Origin of the sequence: Thalassospira xiamenensis M-5 = DSM 17429 (assembly GCF_000300235.2) — a bacterium.
GTDB classification, from domain to species: domain Bacteria; phylum Pseudomonadota; class Alphaproteobacteria; order Rhodospirillales; family Thalassospiraceae; genus Thalassospira; species Thalassospira xiamenensis.
The window spans coordinates 524,893-542,097 of record NZ_CP004388.1 but is presented as its reverse complement, the minus strand read 5'-3'; the positions used below and the strand labels follow the sequence as shown (position 1 = coordinate 542,097).

Here is a 17,205-nt window from a genome sequence, read left to right as displayed (position 1 = left end):
ATCGCTGCCTGTTTCCCTATGAAATCAGATGGTTAATGCCGCAAACCCTGCTTTAAACGCCCCGCCAACCGCGCCGATCAACAGGCCATGCGATCATACAATGCGGTCATACTGTTGACCCATGTGCGCGCCGCTGCTATTGGGTCGCGGCGCATGCGATACAGGCACAGAACGCCTTCGCATCGATGGTATGAAATTCGTTGGCGCAAACCGGGCTTGAATGCCGAACCTTGCGGGGAATGTTTGCCGGTCGACGGACGTTTTCCGTGTTGTCTTTTCGGTCCCTGAAAACAGGGCCTTCGGTCGAGGAACCAGAATACGATGCCGCATACGCCTTATTATCTGATCGATAAATCGAAACTGCTGCGCAACATGGAAAAGATCGCCTATGTGCGCGAACATTCCGGCGCAAAGGCCTTGCTGGCATTGAAATGCTTTGCAACCTGGTCGGTCTTCGATTTCATGTCGGACTATATGGATGGCACGACGTCATCGTCGCTGCACGAAGTCAAACTGGGCCGCAAGAAATTCGGCAAGGAAACCCATGCCTATAGCGTGGCCTATGCCGATTCCGAAATCGATGAAGTCATCGAAAATGCCGACAAGATCATCTTCAATTCGATCAGCCAGCTTAACCGCTTTGCCGATGCTGCGTCCGGCATCGTGCGCGGCCTTCGCCTGAACCCGCAGGTTTCAAGTTCCAGCTTCGATCTGGCCGATCCGGCCCGCCCGTTTTCGCGCCTTGGCGAATGGGACGTCACCAAGGTCGAGGCCGTCATGGACCGCATTTCCGGCTTCATGATCCACAATAACTGCGAAAACGCCGATTTCGATCTGTTCGACAAAATGCTGGGCGATATCGAAACCAAGTTCGGCTCGCTTCTGTCGCGCGTCGAATGGGTCAGTCTCGGCGGCGGCATTCACTTCACCGGGGACAATTACCCGCTCGATAAATTCTGCGCCCGGCTTAAGGCCTTCTCGGAAAAATACGGCGTTCAGGTTTATCTTGAACCCGGCGAGGCCTCGATCACCAAAAGCACCACCCTTGAGGTCACCGTGCTTGATACGCTGTTCAATGGCAAAAACCTTGCGATTGTCGATAGCTCCATCGAAGCCCACATGCTCGATCTTCTGATCTATCGCGAAACTGCCAAGATCGAGCCGAACACGGGCGATCATACCTATATGATTTGCGGCAAATCCTGCCTTGCCGGTGACGTTTTTGGCGAATTCAATTTCGCAAACGAGATCAGGGTCGGCGACCGCATTTCCATTCAGGATGCCGCCGGTTACACCATGGTCAAAAAGAACTGGTTCAACGGTGTCGGCATGCCGTCCATCGTGATCAAGGAACTTGACGGCAGCGAACGCGTTATACGCGAATTCACCTTCGATGATTATGTTTCGAGCCTTTCGTAAAAAGGCGCTTTGGGTTTCATCTATTCGAAAAAGGGAGTTTTTGGCCCGAAATGAAGAAGAATGTTCTGATTATCGGCGCAGGTGGCGTCGCACAGGTCGTCGCGCACAAATGTGCACAGCATAATGATGTGCTTGGCGATATCCATATTGCGTCGCGCACGGCGGAAAAATGCCAGAAAATCATCGACAGCATTCATGAAAAGAAAAACCTGAAGAATGCCGGCACGCTCGAAGGGCATGCGCTTGACGCAACCGATATCGATGCCACCGTCGCACTGATCAAAAAAACCGGCTGCGAAATCGTCATCAATGTCGGCTCTGCCTTCATCAACATGCCGGTCATGTCTGCCTGCATCAAGGCGGGCGTTGCCTATCTCGACACCGCCATCCATGAAGAACAGGACAAGATCTGCGAAACCCCGCCCTGGTACGCAAATTACGAGTGGAAACGCCGTGAAGAATGCGAAAAGGCCGGTGTCACCGCGATTTTGGGCGTCGGTTTTGATCCGGGCGTGGTCAATGCCTATGCCAAACTGGCGGTCGAAGATTACTTCGACAAGATTGACTCGATTGACATCATCGACATCAATGCCGGCAGCCACGGCAAATATTTTGCCACCAATTTCGACCCGGAAATCAATTTCCGCGAATTCACCGGCACGGTCTATTCCTGGCAGAACAACGCCTGGCAGGAAAACAGGATGTTCGAGGTCAAGAAAATCTGGGACATGCCGGTTGTCGGCGAAAGCCAGACCTTCATGACCGGCCATGACGAGGTCCATTCCCTGTCACAGAATCTGGACGTCCCCAATGTCCGTTTCTGGATGGGCTTTGGCGATCATTACGTCAATGTCTTCACGGTCCTGAACAATATCGGCCTGCTCTCGGAAAAACCGGTGACGACTGCCGAGGGCCTCGAAGTCGTGCCGCTCAAGGTCGTCAAGGCCTGCCTGCCCGATCCAAGCTCGCTGGCACCGGACTATACCGGCAAAACCTGCATCGGCGATCTGGTCAAGGGCAGCAAGGATGGCAAGGAAACCGAAGTCCTGATCTATAATGTCGCCGACCACAAGGACGCGTACGAGGAAGTCGGAAGCCAGGGCATTTCCTATACCGCTGGCGTTCCGCCGGTCGCAGCCGCCATGCTGATCGCAACCGGCGAATGGGATGTGAAAAAGATGGCAAATGTCGAAGAACTGCCATCCAAACCGTTCCTGAACCTTCTGAACGGCATGGGTCTTCCGACCCGCATCAAGGACGCCAATGGCGACCGTGCGCTTGATTTCGCCTAAGCCATAATCCTGATGATCCAAAATGCGAACGGCGGGCTTTGATGCCCGCCGTTTTTATTTAAGCGACCCCAGAACCGCGAGGCTCTCATAGCGCTTGATATAGGGTTGATGAAAAACCCGATCCACGAACGCGCTATATTCATCCATATCGGCCACCTGAATGCGCAGGACAAAATCATGCGCCCCGGTCACATGATGGCATTGCACGACTTCGGGCATTTTGCCGAATTCCTCGCGCATCAGCATATAGCGATCCGGCCGATCACGATCCATGGTCAGCAGAACGATGATCATCATCCGCTTGCCAAACACCTTGGGCGACACAATCGCAACGTCGCGTTCGATCACGCCGCTTTCGCGCAGACGCTGCACCCGGCGAAGACACGCCGCCGATGACAATCCCACCTGTGCCGACAATTCATTTCCCGTCAGGCGACTGTTCTGCTGCAACAGTTCCAGCAGGCGATAGTCGAATTTATCAAGTTCGGTCAAAATGCCCCTGCCCAAAACCCATGGTCTTCAATACGCCCGAAACAATGACCGAACCGGGCCGATAAGAAAAATCGTTTTTACGTAAAATTTGCGGAAATTTCGCACGCTTTTGCGATCTTTGCGCACCGAACTCGCGCAAGGCAGGCTAATTTTTACCTGTGTTCGAAACCGATCTCGAACTCATTAGCAAAGCAAACTAGCGAGCCAGCATCATGCCAGCACAGATCACGACAAACTCCCTCGTCGCCACCGCCCCCCATGCCGGGCCGACCGCGCACGCGTCGTTCGGCACATTTGTCTGGCGCTGGCTCGTCCTTTCCGTTCAGACGGTTGCACACCGCCGCAGGATCGCCCGCGATGCCGCATTGCTGCGCGACTATCCCGATTTCATGCTGCGCGATATCGGACTTGACCGCAGCACTATTGAACAGGCCTGCCAGACCGGCAAACCGGGCAGCAGCAATTAACGCGGACAAAGATCAGGATGGGCGCGCGCAAACGCGTCCATCGCAAGGCACCGCTCGGCAATCTGGTTGACCATCGGAAGGTGGCTTAAATCAACTTCCCACCGCCGCGCATTATAAATCTGCGGGATCAGACAGATATCGGCCATTGATGGCCGATCCCCATGGCAAAAGCTGCCTGTGCCCGGATGGTCCAGAAGCCGCTCAAACGCTTCAAGCCCCGCGCCGATATATTTCCCCATCCATGCCAGCCGCACCTTCGCCGGGTCCTCGCCGTGCACTTCGGCCTGCTTCATGACATTGCCGACAACGCCCAGATTACAGACCGGGTGAATATCCATCGCAATCGCATGCGAAAGTGTGCGCACCCGTTGCCGCCCGACCGCATCCTTCGGCAGGAACCCCGCATCCTTTCGGGTTTCATCAAGATATTCGATGATTGCAAGTGACTGGGTCAGCACCAACCCGTCGATCTCAAGGGCCGGCACCAACCCCTGCGGATTACGCTTGCGGAAATCAGGCGATTTATGCGCCCCCGCCACAAGGTCAACCGCAACGGTCTGATACGCCATATCCATCAGCGAAAGCGCAATCCTGACCCGATAGCTGGCCGAAGACCGCCAATAATCATACAGGATAACGTCGCTCATGCTTCGTACTTCACAACGCTCTGGTCAATCGCGCCAAAGATTGATTGGCCATTGGCATCAAGCATCTCGATCCGCACCCGGTCGCCAAACTGCATGAACGGCGTTTCCGGTTTGCCATTTTCAATGGTTTCGATCATGCGGATTTCGGCAATGCAGGAATATCCCGCCCCGCCCTGCGCCACCGGCTTGCCCGGCCCGCCGTCAAGCTTGTTCGAAACCGTGCCCGACCCGATGATCGATCCCGCACAAAGCGGGCGGGTTTTCGCGGCATGCGCAATCAGTTGGGCAAAATCAAAGGTCATATCGACCCCGGCATTGGCCCGGCCAAACGGCTTGCCATTCAGATCAACGCAAAGCGGCAGGTGAACCTTGCCACCATCCCACGCATCACCAAGTTCATCGGGCGTCACCGCAACCGGCGAAAAGGCCGAGGACGGCTTGGACTGGAAGAAACCAAACCCCTTGGCAAGCTCACCGGGGATCAGCCCCCGCAACGACACATCATTAACCAGCATGATCAAACGGATCGCATCGCGCGCCTGATCAATCGATGCGCCCATCGGCACGTCACCCGTGATGACGGCAATCTCGCCTTCCATATCAATGCCCCATGCCGTATCGGCCATGCGGATGTCATCACGCGGCCCCAGGAAGCTATCCGAGCCACCCTGATACATCAGCGGATCGGTCCAGAAAGTTTCGGGCATTTCCGCACCGCGCGCCTTGCGCACCAGTTCGACATGGTTGACATAGGCCGACCCATCCGCCCACTGAAACGCGCGTGGCAACGGCGAATGCAGCTTGGCTTCATCAAGCGCGAAACGTTTGGCAATCGTCGACCCAGCGGCGATTTCATCGGCCAGTTCGCGCAAGCGCGGCGCAACATCGTCCCAGTTATCAAGCGCTGCCTGCAATGTCGGCGCAATCGCACTGGCATCGACATATTCGCCAAGGTCTTTGGTCACCAGAACAAGCTGGCCGTCACGGGTGCCGTTTTTAAGGGTTGCGAGTTTCATCGGTTTTATGCCTCCGGCATTCCTGTCGTTAAGTCCTGTGATGTTCTTTTTATCGATTAGGGGCGGCCTTCCGGCGTGCCATCAAATTTGCGCTCCAGCCCGTCCCAGCATTCAAGATAATCATCCTGAAGCGTTTCAAGCTCGGCGGCAAATTTCGTCAATTGCTGCGGAAAACGGGTTTCAAACATGAAGGCCATCGTGCCATCCAGCTTCTGCGGCCCAAGCTCCCCGTTCGATGCCTTTTCAAATCCGAACGTATCGGGACCGTGCGGCAGCATCATGTTATGCAGGCTCATGCCACCGGGGACAAATCCCTTTTCCTTGGCATCATACTGCCCGCAAATCAGCCCCATGAATTCCGACATGATATTGCGATGATACCACGGCGGGCGGAAGGTATGCTCCGCCACCATCCAGCGCGGCGGGAAGATGACAAAATCGATATTCGCCGTTCCTGCCTCGCCCGATGGCGCGGTCAGCACGGTAAAGATCGACGGATCAGGATGATCAAACAGGATCGCGCCGACCGGCGAAAATGTCCGAAGATCATATTTGAACGGCGTATAGTTGCCATGCCACGCCACGACATCAAGCGGCGAATGCCCGATCCCGGTTTCATGAAACTGCCCGCACCATTTAATCAGGATACGGCACGGCGTTTCCTTATCCTCATAGGCCGCCACGGGTGTTTTGAAATCACGCGGATTGGCAAGGCAGTTGGCCCCGATCGGCCCACGTTCCGGCAGGGTGAATTTCGCACCATAGTTTTCGCAGACATAGCCCCGCGCACCACCATCAATCCCCGGCGTCAGGATCGACACCTTGAACATCATGCCACGCGGGATCAGCGCGATTTCAAGCGGCTCGACATCCATGATGCCAAGTTCGGTAAAAATCCGAAGCGTGCCGCTTTCGGGCACCACCAGCAATTCGCCATCCGCATTGAAAAAATAGTCATCGACCATATCGGTGTTGCACACATAAACGTGGCTTGCCATGCCGGTCTGGGTCATGGCGTCCCCCGCCGTCGTGATCGTGCGCATGCCGGAAATGAAATCGGTGGGTTTGGTTGGCATCGGCACCGGGTCCCAGCGCAACTGACCCAGTGCAAGACTATGGTCATTCACACACGGGGCGGTTTTCCATTCCGGCAGGGCAAAGGATTTGAACCGCCCGTTATGGCGCACACTGGGCCGCATCCGATACAGCCACGACCGTTCATTGGTGCCGCGCGGCGCGGTAAAGGGCGACCCCGAAAGCTGTTCGGCATAAAGGCCATAGGCGCATTTCTGCGGGCTGTTTTGCCCCTGCGGCAAGGCACCGGGCAGACTTTCGGTTTCGAAATCATTGCCAAAACCGGGCATGTAACGCAGATCGTTCGCAACGCCGTTTTCAGCACTTCCGGCGGTTCCATTGGTAACGTTGTGATCCGTCATTGCCTTTTTCCTACCAATCTTCGATATAGTTACATCCGTAACTGTAATTTTTGTAACTATCAAACAGCCTTTTGAAGCCATGAAATCCGAGAAATCCGAATTCGATCTGCACCGCTTTCTGCCGTTCCTGATGCATCACGCCAGCGAAAAGGTCAGTCTTGGCTTCCGCGATATCTATCGCGACCGATACCGGATGACGCGATCCGAATGGCGGGTTCTGGCAACCCTTGGGCAATATGGCGCGCTTACCGCGACCGAAATCGTCACCCATACGGGCCTTCACAAAACCAAGGTATCGCGTGCCGTTTTCTCCATCGAACAACGCCGCTGGCTCCGACGCGTCCAGAACGAAAATGATCGGCGCATTCATCGCCTTGAACTGACCTCGCAGGGCCAATCGGCCTTTCAGTCGCTGTGCGAGGCGGGCGTGGCCTATGACAAAAAGGTCCGCGATTTTCTGGGCGATGCGGATTTCAAACGCCTTTCCGACCTCCTGACAAAGCTGAACGATCTTTGATGGTTCCTGTGACATGTGATGTTTGAATGTCGTCGGTCTCATCACGCGGCTTCCCGCCCCAGCTCTGGGTGAAATCGGCAATCGCGCGCAAAAACACGTCAAAGGCCGGTTGTCCCGGCTGGAAATAATTGGCCTTCGGGTTCATCAGGGTCACGCAACAGGCCACCGCCCCGTCCAGATTATAGACCGGCGCACTGATCGCCGATAAACCCGGCACGATATCGCCCTCGATCACCGCCGCACCGCGTTCGCGTGTTTCGACAATCAGCCGATCCACCGTCGCATCATCCCAATGCAGGATATCCTGCTCGGCGCGAATGACATGCTCAATCGCCCCACGTGGCATGGTCGATAAAAACGCCTGCCCGGTGGCGGATCGCAATAACGGCATCACCGTGCCAAGCCCCATGGTCGATATGATCGGCGGCCCGCCATGCTCGGTCCGGATCAGGACCGGCCCCCGTTCGCCCCAGATCGCCAGATGCCCGGACGACCGCAAATCAATCGCCAGATTGCGCAAAAGCCGCCCAGCCCGCATGACCACGTCATTGCGTTCAATCGCCGAAATCCCCATCCGCAACGCCATCGGCCCAAGTCCGTAAAGCCCGGTCAGATCATCCTGCCAGGCAAGACCGATCCGAACCAGGCTGGCCAGATAGCGATGAACCTTGGCCGGTGGCATATCCACCGCCGCGGCCAGATCCTTTAACGGCACCGGGAATTTGAAATCGCACAATGCGGCAATGATCACGCCGCTGACCTCGACCGACTGAATGCCCTTGCGCGTATCCGCCGCATCAACCGCGTCCGAAATATCGATGTCGCTATCGGCAACCGGGATGTTTTTCGATGGGGCTTTGGTCAAAATTTACCTGCATAAATTTCATATTGCGTAATTGATTATATATATCATAATTCCAATTCAAAGAAAAAACAGCATTCCATACAGACCACAACAGATCAGATACCGATGATCAGGACGCGGAAAACCCATCAGCAACCGATGCGCCCTTGGCACCCGCCCGATCAAAAGCCCGACCAAACACACGATCAAAAAAACAGGGAGAGGAACATGAAACCGATGAAACTTCGCAACACATTGCTGGGGCTTCTGGCCGGGGCAACGATCCTTGCCAGCGCGGGCATGGCCCATGCCGCCGACATCACGCTAAAGGTCAGCCACTATCTGCCGCCAAGCCACGGCTTCCAGAAAGACTTCCTCGAAAGCTGGGGCAAGGAACTGTCGGAAAAAACCAACGGCAAGGTCGACGTCAAAATCTATGACGCGACATCCGCCTTTGGCAAAATCGACCGTCAGGCCGATCAGGTCCGCGCAGGTGTGATGGATATGGCCGTCGGCCTGAACGGCATTCCGCGTGACCGCTATCCGGCGGCTTCGATCATTGAACTGCCGTTTCTGGTGAAATATGCCGATTCCGGGTCTGAAACCCTTTGGACGCTTTACAAGGAAGGCCTGCTTGGCACCGATTATAATGATTTCAAGGTGCTCGGCCTGTTCACCCACCCGGGCGGCCTGATCCACACCCTTGATAACCCGGTTCGGACCCTTGACGATCTCAAGGGCCTGCGACTCAGAACACCAAGCCCGGCGATTTCGGCCATGCTGGAATCCTTTGGCGCATCCCCGGTCGGCCTGCCGCCAGCAGCGATTTATGAAAACCTGCAAAAGGGCAATATCGAAGGTCTGGTTGCCACCTGGGATCTGGTCAACGCGGTCAAGGCCAACGAACTTCTGAAATATCACACCGATGCGGCGGCCTATACTGCCGGGTTCTATTTCGTGATGAACCAGAAAAAATATGACAGCCTGCCCGATGATGTCCGTGCCGCGATTGACGAAATTTCGGGCGATGTCCTTGTCGGCAAATTTGGTGACTGGTGGAACAAATGGGAAGCCGTCGGCAAGGCCGATGCGGAAAAACACGGCAATGAAATCATCACGATTGATGACGCCACCCGTGCCAAATGGCAGGAAGCATCCCAGCCGATGATCCAGGAATATCTGGCCGGGCTGAAGGAAAAGGGCGTCTCCGACCCCGACGCCATCTATCAGCGCGCGCAAGAACTGATCGCGGAATTTGATGCCAAATATCACGCTGGCGACAAATGACGCAACGTGCTGAAAAATCCGGTGGATCGCGGCTTTATGCTGCGGTTCACCACATTGATCACCTGATGAACCGACTGACCGACATTCTGGCCTTTGTCGGCATGGCGGCCCTGATCGGGGCGATTGCCATTGTGGTTGTCGATATCATCTGGCGGCGCATTGGCGGGCAATCGCTGGTCGGCGCGGTTGACCTGACCCAGTTCTGCGTCATGGCCGCCGCCTCATGGGCCATCCCCTATGCCTTTAGCGCACATGCCCATGTCACCGTTGATCTGATCGGCAAGAACCGTCTTCGCATCCTGTTTAAAACCATTGATCGATTGATCCCGCTTTTATGCGCCGGGCTGATGGCCTTCCTGCTGTATCTGTCATGGGGGCGCGCGATGGAACAATGGACCTATGGGGATGTGTCGCAAAACCTTGCGATCCCGATGATCCTGTTCTGGGCCTTCCTTCTGACCGGCATGGCGATCTCGACACTGGTGTGTCTTGTGCAATTTCTAAAACTGCTTTTAACGGACGAGAAGAACTGATGGCGACGGAATGGGCGGGATTGATCGGGTTTGTGGCGGCTCTCGCACTGGCCCTTTTGCGCGTACCGGTCGCGGTCGCAATGGCACTTGTCGGCATCATCGGCACCCTGCTTCTGACCGACTGGATGTCGGCAAGCTACGTCATGGCAAGCCTCCCGTTCGAGGCCATTTTCCCCTATGGCCTTTCGGTGGTGCCGCTCTTCATTTTCATGGGCGTGTTTGCCTCCCATTCCGGGCTATCAAACAATCTGTTTCGCGGCATCACCGCATTTTCCGGCCATCGTCCGGGCGGCCTGGCCGCATCCAGCATCGGGGCCAGCGCGGTATTTGGCGCTATTTGCGGATCGTCCCTTGCGACCTGTGCGACCATGGGCCGCGTCGCCCTTCCTGAAATGCGCGAACGCGGCTATGCCAGAAGCCTTGCCGGGGCATCGATTGCGGCGGGCGGCACCCTTGGCGTTCTGATCCCGCCCTCGATCCTGCTCGTGATTTACGCGCTCATGACCGAACAATCCATCGGTGCCCTGTTTGCCGGTGCGATGATCCCGGGTCTTCTGGCGACAGTACTTTACATCGTCTCGATCCGCATTCAGGTCATGCGAAACCCTTCACTGGCCCCGGTCAGTAACTATGTTCCCTGGCCGCAACGTTGGGGCGCCTTGCTGCGCATGTGGGATGCCATCGTCTTGATCGTTCTGGTGATCGGCGGCATTTATGCCGGCCTGTTCTCCCCCACAGAAGCCGCGGCTGTTGGTGCCGGTGGTGCCCTGCTGTTTGCCTTTTTGCGCAAACGGCTGAACTGGACGGTTTTACGCACCGGCATCCGCGAAACCGCCGGCATGACCGGGATGATTTTCCTGATCCTGATCGGGGCAGCACTTTTCAACTTCTTCATCGAAACCAGCGGCCTGACCCAGACACTGGTGGACTGGATCACCACGCAAGGCTATTCACCGCTTGTCGTGCTGATCGCGCTTCTGGTGTTTTACGTCGTGCTCGGATGCTTCATGGACAGCCTTTCCATGATCCTCCTCACCGTGGTGCCTGCCTACGGTGTGATTACCGGGGTTGGTTATGATCCGATCTGGTTCGGGGTTGTTCTGGTATCGGTCGTTGAAATCGGCCTGATCACGCCCCCGATTGGCATGAACCTCTTCATCATTCAGGGCGTGTCATCGGACATGACCATCACCACCCTGTCACGCGGCATCCTGCCCTTCCTCGCCGCCGATTTCATCCGCGTGATCCTGATGGTCGCCATCCCCGGTCTGGTTTTGTGGCTGCCGCATCTTCTGGGGTTTGGTGCCTACTAGCGATCAGGCCCAGCTTAACCGCTTTCGACCCACGCCGGAAACCCGCCCCAACCCCGGACAAGGGCAACAGCATCATCGGCCTGCCGCCAACCAAGTCCGATGCCCCTCGGCATCGCCAATCACCACCGACCGGCGAACCGGACGGAACTGAACGGGACCAGTCTGGCCGCGCTCAGTCCCCGCTGCCCCAAGCAAACCCTGTTCGCCTTCGACTGACGCCGGAAACGCTCCATCGTCCCCTCGGCATGTCCAAACGCTCCACCGGCACCACTGGCAATCCCCCGTCAACCAAGCCAAGCCGATCCAACACCACCCCAATCCAAGCCCGCTGCCCCCGGCATTGCCAAACGCTACCGACCGGGCGGGCTAGACGGAAGCGGAGAGGACGAGACGGGGATGAACTGAACCGGGCTGCACCAGACCGGCCTCCACCAGTCCCCGCTGCCCCAAACAAACACCTCTGGCTCTCGATGAACACCGAAAACGCATCTCCCCCCAAAGGGCAACCGCGTTGTCGCATGGCTGGCACAAATCCCGCCATCGATCACCAGCCTTTCGGCATCTTCGAACGGTCCATCGGCCCGCTGGCAACCGACCCTGCCTGCCACCCCGGCACCCCGGCACCCCGGCCAGCCGATCCCGTGCCGACCCAATTCGGGCGCAATTCGGGCCCGCTGCTCCTCGGCATTGTCACGCTTCACCGACCGGATAAACCACGCCCCGAGCAAACACCCGCCGCCCTCGGTTGACGCCGCAAACGCATCTCACCCCAAAGGCCACAGCGTTGCCGCATGGCAGGCACACAAATCCCGCCATCGATGACCAACCTTTCGGCACCTCCGAACGCACCATCGGCCCGCTGGCAACCGACCCTGCCTGCCACCCCGGCACCCCGGCACCCCGGCCAGCCGATCCCGTGCCGATCCAATCCGGGCGCAATTCGGGCCCGCTGATTCTCGGCATTGTCACGCTTCACCGACCGGACTGGACTAAACGGACCGGACGAACTTCACCTCGCCCCGGCTATCCCTGCTCCGAACAAACACCCTTGCCCCAAGGGCACATTTCTCCCGTCATGATAAACCACAGTTTTTCGCAAATTTCCCGCGGCCTTACGGCCCGGACGCACCACCACCGTAATGACTTTTCCATGCGCCATGAACGTGCTTTTGGCGACGCCGTCCCCGCCATGTCATCCCGTCAGATCGCTGTCCCATCATCATCCCATTCCTGTTTTTGCCGCCCGAAACGCAAAAACCCGCAAAAGCGAATCACGCTTTGCGGGTTTTGTCTCCGGACCCATTTGTCCTGTTGACTTTATCTTTATGCCACAACGAAAAGAACAAATCAAGAACTTTTTCTAGAAAATCCGGAAAAAGTTCCCGGGAAAAGCTCAATGCGACGATAAAGTTATATTTTTCAATAGTTTGGGCAGGCGTACTGTAATTCGCCCGCCCCGCTCCGCCGCCCTATTCCGCCGCATCGACTTTCAGGACACCGCGACGGATCTGGTCTTCTTCGATGCTTTCAAACAGGGCGCGGAAATTGCCCTCGCCAAAGCCTTCATCGCCTTTGCGCTGGATGAATTCAAAGAAGATCGGGCCGATCACGGTTTTCGAGAAAATCTGCAACAGGATTTTGGTCATGCCACCATCCACAACACCCTCGCCATCGATCAGGATGCCGTGTTTTTTCATACGCTCAATCGGCTCGTCATGGCCCTGCACGCGATCATGGGATTGTTCGTAATAGGTATCGGGCGGACCGGGCATGAATTTAAGGTCATTGGCCGCAAGCCTGTCGGTGGCGTCATAAATGCCATCCGTCCCGACCGCGATATGCTGAATACCTTCGCCGTTGTATTTTTTGAGGTATTCCTCGATCTGGCTTTTGTCATCGGTTGATTCGTTTAGCGGAATACGGATTTTGCCGCACGGCGATGTAATCGCGCGGCTGACCAGACCGGTGATTTTACCAGCAATGTCAAAGAAGTGGATCTGTTTGAAATTGAACAGCTCCCGATAGAAATCCCACCATTTATCCATATTGCCGCGATAGACATTATGCGTCAGATGGTCGAGATAATAGAAACCGACCCCTTCGGGTTTCGGATCGCGTTCGCCCAGCCAGTCAAATTCCGCGTCATAGGCCGAACCGGTTTCACCATAAGCATCGATGAAATACAAAATCGATCCGCCAATGCCGACAATCGCCGGGACATCAAGGGTTTTGTCATCGCCCGTATACGGCTCCGCCCCCTTGGAAACCGCATGATCAAACGCGTGTTTGGCATCAACCACCCGCCACGCCATCGACGGCGCACAGGGGCCATGCATCTCGACAAACTTCATGCCATGCGAACCGGGTTCTGCATTCAGGATGTAGTTGATGTCACCCTGACGCCAGACGGTGATGTTTTTTGATTTGTGTCTGGCAACCGGCATATAGCCCATGCGCGCAAACAGGGTTTCAAGCTTCTCGGCCTCTTCATGGGCGAACTCGACAAATTCAAAGCCATCGGTTCCGGCCGGGTTATCGGCCGTGATCGTTGCGCGGGGGGCATCATGTGGAAACGGTCCCATCGAAGGCTCCTTGATCTGGAATTAGAAAGGTTCTTGTTATGAACCTATCTTGCGCCAGATCGCCCGCAATGTGCGTGCATTCCCGGTTGATTTTCGCCATTTCATACACATATCATGCATCAATCATCGAAATGGTGCATGAATGACGCAACTTGATAAACTTGATCTGAAACTGCTTGCCGAATTGCAGCGCGACGGACGCCTGACCAACAATGATCTGTCAGAACGGATCGCCCTATCGCCATCGCAATGTTCGCGCCGCCGCGCCCGGCTGGAGGCCGAAGGTTTCATTCGCGGATACCGCGCCGATATCGACCGGCAAAAAATGGGTCTTGGCCTGATGGTGGTGATTTCCGTCACTTTGGCGACGCATAATCGCGACAATGCCAAACGGTTTGCCGAATTGCTGGCTAACCTTCCCGAAGTACTGGAAGCCTATTCCCTGACCGGGGAAATGGATTATCACCTGAAGGTCGTGACCAAAGACCTTGCCGCCCTTTCCCATTTCGTAAACGAGGTTCTTTTGCCCCACGATTCCGTGCAGCATGTCAAAACCTCGATTGTGCTAAACGTGCTCAAGGACTTTGAGGGACTGGCCGTCAATCCGCAATAAGCCCGATGGCAGGCCGCTCCTCAGGGGCGTTTACCCATCGGTTACCCCAACTCATCCGAAGATAAATCACAGTTTATCGAGAGAGATGAGGCGGCCATGCAGTATCAGCTGAAAATAAACGGAGAATCCCGCACCGTCGAAGCAGAACCCGGCACCCCGCTATTATGGGTTCTGCGTGACGGTCTGGAACTTACCGGCACCAAATTCGGATGTGGCGTTGCCTATTGCGGCGCGTGCACCGTTCATATCGATGGGTACCCGACCCGTTCCTGCCAGACTTTCATTGAAGACGCTGTCGACAGCGAAATCACCACCATCGAAGGCGCAACCGATAAAATCGCCCAAGCCGTTCAGGCCGCATGGCAGGAAAAGGACGTTGTGCAATGTGGCTGGTGCCAATCCGGCCAGATCATGTCGGCCATCGGCCTGCTGACCGAAAACCCGAAACCGACCGACGACGAAATCAAGGAATACATGTACGGCAATGCGTGCCGTTGTGTGACCTATGTACGCATCAACGAAGCCATCAAACTGGCGTCTGAAAAGCTGGAGGCATAAGTCATGACAATCAATGTATCACGTCGCGGCTTCATGATCGGATCAGCCACCGGTACCGCCGCCCTTCTGGTCGGCCTGAATGCCAAAGGCGTTCTTGCCGCAGACAGCGGCGCAGCAGCGGCAACAACCGACCTTAACCCGTTTGTCAAAATCGATGCCGATGGCACGGTAACCGTCATCATCAAACATTTCGAAATGGGCCAGGGCACAACAACCGGCCTGACCACTCTGGTGGCCGAGGAACTCGACGCTGACTGGGACACGGTTCAGACGGCATTCGCCCCTGCCGATAATGAACGTTATGCCAATTTGTTTTTCCATGCGCAGGGAACCGGCGGCTCAACCTCCATCGCCAATTCCTTCATGCAATATCGCGAAGCTGGTGCTGCTGCGCGCGATCTTATGGTCCGTGCGGCTGCTCAAAGCTGGAGTGTCGATGCCAGCAGCATCACCGTTGAAAACGGCGTGCTGAAATCCGGTGGCAATTCCGGCCATTTCGGGGAATTTGTTACGATTGCATCAACCCTTGAAGCCGTGGAAAAGCCAACCATCAAAACACCGGATCAGTTCAAACTGATCGGCAGCGAAAAACTCCACCGCAAGGACAATTCCGGCAAAATCAACGGTACGGCAATGTTTGCCATGGATGTCAATCTGCCGGGCATGATCTATGCCGCGATCATGCGCAGTCCAAAATTCGGCGGCACCGTCGTTTCGTTTGATGACAGCGGTGCCAAAGACGTTGCAGGTTTTATTGCCGCACAGGTTCTGCCAAACAAGGCGGGGGTTGTAGCCTTTGGCAAAAACACCTGGTCGGCCTTTCAGGCGCGTGATGCCCTGTCTGTCGAATGGGATTTCAGCCAGGCCGAAACACGCAGCACGGATGCCATGATTGCCGATCACAAGGCACTGCTTGATGCGCCGCAGTTTGACGCCAACCATGAAGTACCGCTGGCATCCGTTGAACCGCTTCTGGCCAATGCCAGCAAAACCATCGATGCAGAATTCACCTTCCCCTTCCTGGCTCACGCCCCGCTGGAACCGGAAAACTGCATCATCGAGCCGACCGAAAATGGCGTTCGCGTCCATGATGGCTGCCAGTTCCCGACCCTGACCCGGCCGATGGTCGCAGCCGCCCTTGGGCTGGAACCATCACAGGTCGAGATCAGAACGCTTTATGCCGGTGGTTCGTTCGGTCGTCGTGCCAACGGCGCCTCCGACTATAATGTCGAAGCCGCAATGGCCTTTGCCGTTTCAGGTCGCAAAGTCCCGGTCAAACTGGTCTGGAGCCGCGAAGACGATATTCGCGGTGGCTATTACCGCCCGATGGCGGCACACCGGGCAAAAATCGGTCTGGATAGTGATGGCAAGATTGTTGGCTGGGATCACCGGCTGGCCGTCAAATCCATCATGAAGGGCGGCCCGATGGAAGGCATGGTACAAGATGGCATTGATCCGACCTCGGTCGAAGGTGTCACCGAAAGTCTTTATACCATCCCTAATCATGGCATCGGATTAAGCGATTTCCAGACCCCGACCCCCATATTGTGGTGGCGTTCGGTGGGACATACCCACACCGGATATGTCATGGAAACACTGATGGATATGCTTGCCACCGAAACCGGGCAGGATCCGATTGAAATGCGCCTTGCGATGCTTGATCCGGCCGGTGCCAATCAGGCCCGCATGATCGACGCCATCAAGCTTGTCCGCGAAATATCCGGATGGGAAAAGGGCGACACACGCGGTTTTGCCGCACATATTTCGTTCAATACCTGCGTTGCGGTTGTTGCCGACGTCACGGTCGAAGACACCAGTGTGCATGTGAACAAACTGTTCATGGCGGTTGAATGCGGGGTAGCTGTTAACCCCGATGTCATCCGGGCACAGATGGAAGGTGGTGCGGGCTATGCATTATGTGCTGCCTTCCGCAACGAAATCACCCTGACCGATGGTGAAGTCGACCAGTCCAACTTCCCGGACTATGAACTGCTTCGAAATGCCGAAATGCCTGCTATCGAAGTGGCGATTGTTCAATCGAACAATGCCCCTACGGGCGTTGGTGAACCGGGCGTACCCCCGACCGCCCCGGCCGTTGCCAACGCCATTTTTGCCAAAACCGGAAAACGGATCACGGATCTTCCGATGACCAAAGCCGGTTTCGACTTCGTGTAAGGCATGCTGCCCGG

General features: G+C 56.1%; 16 protein-coding genes. 10 read left to right on the top strand and 6 right to left on the bottom strand.

Going from position 1 to position 17,205, the window contains the following annotated elements; translation table 11 throughout:
- Positions 1-321: 321 nt before the first annotated feature.
- Both TH3_RS02500 and TH3_RS02495 read left to right on the top strand, forming a co-directional pair.
- Positions 322-1,419: a carboxynorspermidine decarboxylase gene (locus TH3_RS02500; RefSeq protein ID WP_007088970.1), complete on the top strand. Its 1,098-nt coding sequence runs from the start codon at positions 322-324 to the stop codon at positions 1,417-1,419.
- Between the two features lie 50 nt (positions 1,420-1,469).
- The gene (locus tag TH3_RS02495; protein ID WP_007088971.1) at positions 1,470-2,711 is read left to right on the top strand and encodes a saccharopine dehydrogenase family protein; all 1,242 of its coding nucleotides are present in this window, start codon (positions 1,470-1,472) and stop codon (positions 2,709-2,711) included.
- Between the two features lie 54 nt (positions 2,712-2,765).
- On the opposite strand, the gene TH3_RS02490 is transcribed toward TH3_RS02495, so the two are convergent.
- Positions 2,766-3,203 (bottom strand): Lrp/AsnC family transcriptional regulator, encoded by a 438-nt coding sequence (locus tag TH3_RS02490; protein ID WP_007088972.1) that lies wholly within the window; start codon positions 3,201-3,203, stop codon positions 2,766-2,768.
- A 212-nt stretch (positions 3,204-3,415) separates the two neighbouring features.
- On the opposite strand from TH3_RS02490, the gene TH3_RS02485 reads away from it, so the two are divergent.
- On the top strand, positions 3,416-3,670 hold the full coding sequence (locus tag TH3_RS02485; protein WP_007088973.1) for a DUF1127 domain-containing protein: 255 nt from the start codon (positions 3,416-3,418) through the stop codon (positions 3,668-3,670).
- Here TH3_RS02485 and maiA read toward each other — a convergent pair.
- From maiA to hmgA, 3 genes are read right to left on the bottom strand one after another with little or no spacing between them, the layout of a single operon-like run.
- On the bottom strand, positions 3,667-4,317 hold the full coding sequence (gene maiA, locus TH3_RS02480) for a maleylacetoacetate isomerase (RefSeq protein WP_007088974.1): 651 nt from the start codon (positions 4,315-4,317) through the stop codon (positions 3,667-3,669). The two genes, TH3_RS02485 and maiA, sit on opposite strands and share 4 nt — an antisense overlap.
- A complete protein-coding gene (locus tag TH3_RS02475) occupies positions 4,314-5,333 on the bottom strand; it encodes a fumarylacetoacetate hydrolase family protein (protein ID WP_007088975.1) in 1,020 nt (339 codons plus the stop codon). The genes maiA and TH3_RS02475 overlap by 4 nt, the downstream gene beginning before the upstream one ends.
- 56 nt (positions 5,334-5,389) lie before the next feature.
- The gene (gene hmgA / locus TH3_RS02470) at positions 5,390-6,769 is read right to left on the bottom strand and encodes a homogentisate 1,2-dioxygenase (RefSeq protein ID WP_007088976.1); all 1,380 of its coding nucleotides are present in this window, start codon (positions 6,767-6,769) and stop codon (positions 5,390-5,392) included.
- A 79-nt stretch (positions 6,770-6,848) separates the two neighbouring features.
- On the opposite strand from hmgA, the gene TH3_RS02465 reads away from it, so the two are divergent.
- Positions 6,849-7,286 carry a MarR family winged helix-turn-helix transcriptional regulator gene (locus TH3_RS02465; RefSeq protein WP_007088977.1) on the top strand — a complete coding sequence of 146 codons (438 nt, stop codon included), beginning with the start codon at positions 6,849-6,851 and terminating at the stop codon, positions 7,284-7,286.
- Here TH3_RS02465 and TH3_RS02460 read toward each other — a convergent pair.
- The gene (locus TH3_RS02460) at positions 7,243-8,151 is read right to left on the bottom strand and encodes an IclR family transcriptional regulator (protein ID WP_007088978.1); all 909 of its coding nucleotides are present in this window, start codon (positions 8,149-8,151) and stop codon (positions 7,243-7,245) included. The two genes, TH3_RS02465 and TH3_RS02460, sit on opposite strands and share 44 nt — an antisense overlap.
- A gap of 207 nt (positions 8,152-8,358) precedes the next feature.
- Here TH3_RS02460 and TH3_RS02455 point away from each other — a divergent pair, with 207 nt between their 5' ends.
- From TH3_RS02455 to TH3_RS02445, 3 genes are read left to right on the top strand one after another with little or no spacing between them, the layout of a single operon-like run.
- Entirely contained in the window at positions 8,359-9,417 is a 1,059-nt protein-coding gene (locus TH3_RS02455; protein WP_007088979.1) for a TRAP transporter substrate-binding protein, read from the top strand.
- Entirely contained in the window at positions 9,414-9,950 is a 537-nt protein-coding gene (locus tag TH3_RS02450) for a TRAP transporter small permease (protein ID WP_007088980.1), read from the top strand. The genes TH3_RS02455 and TH3_RS02450 overlap by 4 nt, the downstream gene beginning before the upstream one ends.
- A complete protein-coding gene (locus TH3_RS02445; protein WP_007088981.1) occupies positions 9,950-11,263 on the top strand; it encodes a TRAP transporter large permease in 1,314 nt (437 codons plus the stop codon). The genes TH3_RS02450 and TH3_RS02445 overlap by 1 nt, the downstream gene beginning before the upstream one ends.
- 1,469 nt (positions 11,264-12,732) lie before the next feature.
- On the opposite strand, the gene hppD is transcribed toward TH3_RS02445, so the two are convergent.
- Positions 12,733-13,845 (bottom strand): 4-hydroxyphenylpyruvate dioxygenase, encoded by a 1,113-nt coding sequence (hppD, locus tag TH3_RS02430; RefSeq protein ID WP_007088984.1) that lies wholly within the window; start codon positions 13,843-13,845, stop codon positions 12,733-12,735.
- 142 nt (positions 13,846-13,987) lie between these two features.
- Between hppD and TH3_RS02425 the strand changes: the two genes are divergently transcribed.
- The 3 genes from TH3_RS02425 (at position 13,988) to TH3_RS02415 (ending at position 17,191) form a co-directional block, all read left to right on the top strand.
- Positions 13,988-14,458, top strand: coding sequence for an Lrp/AsnC family transcriptional regulator (locus tag TH3_RS02425; protein WP_007088985.1), 471 nt, complete (start codon positions 13,988-13,990; stop codon positions 14,456-14,458).
- 96 nt (positions 14,459-14,554) lie between these two features.
- The gene (locus TH3_RS02420; RefSeq protein ID WP_007088986.1) at positions 14,555-15,016 is read left to right on the top strand and encodes a (2Fe-2S)-binding protein; all 462 of its coding nucleotides are present in this window, start codon (positions 14,555-14,557) and stop codon (positions 15,014-15,016) included.
- 3 nt (positions 15,017-15,019) lie between these two features.
- A complete protein-coding gene (locus TH3_RS02415) occupies positions 15,020-17,191 on the top strand; it encodes a xanthine dehydrogenase family protein molybdopterin-binding subunit (RefSeq protein WP_007088987.1) in 2,172 nt (723 codons plus the stop codon).
- Positions 17,192-17,205 lie beyond the last annotated feature (14 nt).

Coding starts and splice junctions, on each gene's coding strand:
- TH3_RS02465 (WP_007088977.1), top strand. CDS start 6,849: ATGAAATCCGAGAAATCCGAATTCGATCTGCACCGCTTTCTGCCGTTC.
- TH3_RS02475 (WP_007088975.1), bottom strand. CDS start 5,333: ATGAAACTCGCAACCCTTAAAAACGGCACCCGTGACGGCCAGCTTGTT.
- hmgA (WP_007088976.1), bottom strand. CDS start 6,769: ATGACGGATCACAACGTTACCAATGGAACCGCCGGAAGTGCTGAAAAC.
- TH3_RS02420 (WP_007088986.1), top strand. CDS start 14,555: ATGCAGTATCAGCTGAAAATAAACGGAGAATCCCGCACCGTCGAAGCA.
- TH3_RS02445 (WP_007088981.1), top strand. CDS start 9,950: ATGGCGACGGAATGGGCGGGATTGATCGGGTTTGTGGCGGCTCTCGCA.
- TH3_RS02425 (WP_007088985.1), top strand. CDS start 13,988: ATGACGCAACTTGATAAACTTGATCTGAAACTGCTTGCCGAATTGCAG.
- TH3_RS02500 (WP_007088970.1), top strand. CDS start 322: ATGCCGCATACGCCTTATTATCTGATCGATAAATCGAAACTGCTGCGC.
- TH3_RS02455 (WP_007088979.1), top strand. CDS start 8,359: ATGAAACCGATGAAACTTCGCAACACATTGCTGGGGCTTCTGGCCGGG.
- TH3_RS02485 (WP_007088973.1), top strand. CDS start 3,416: ATGCCAGCACAGATCACGACAAACTCCCTCGTCGCCACCGCCCCCCAT.
- TH3_RS02495 (WP_007088971.1), top strand. CDS start 1,470: ATGAAGAAGAATGTTCTGATTATCGGCGCAGGTGGCGTCGCACAGGTC.
- TH3_RS02450 (WP_007088980.1), top strand. CDS start 9,414: ATGACGCAACGTGCTGAAAAATCCGGTGGATCGCGGCTTTATGCTGCG.
- TH3_RS02415 (WP_007088987.1), top strand. CDS start 15,020: ATGACAATCAATGTATCACGTCGCGGCTTCATGATCGGATCAGCCACC.
- maiA (WP_007088974.1), bottom strand. CDS start 4,317: ATGAGCGACGTTATCCTGTATGATTATTGGCGGTCTTCGGCCAGCTAT.
- hppD (WP_007088984.1), bottom strand. CDS start 13,845: ATGGGACCGTTTCCACATGATGCCCCCCGCGCAACGATCACGGCCGAT.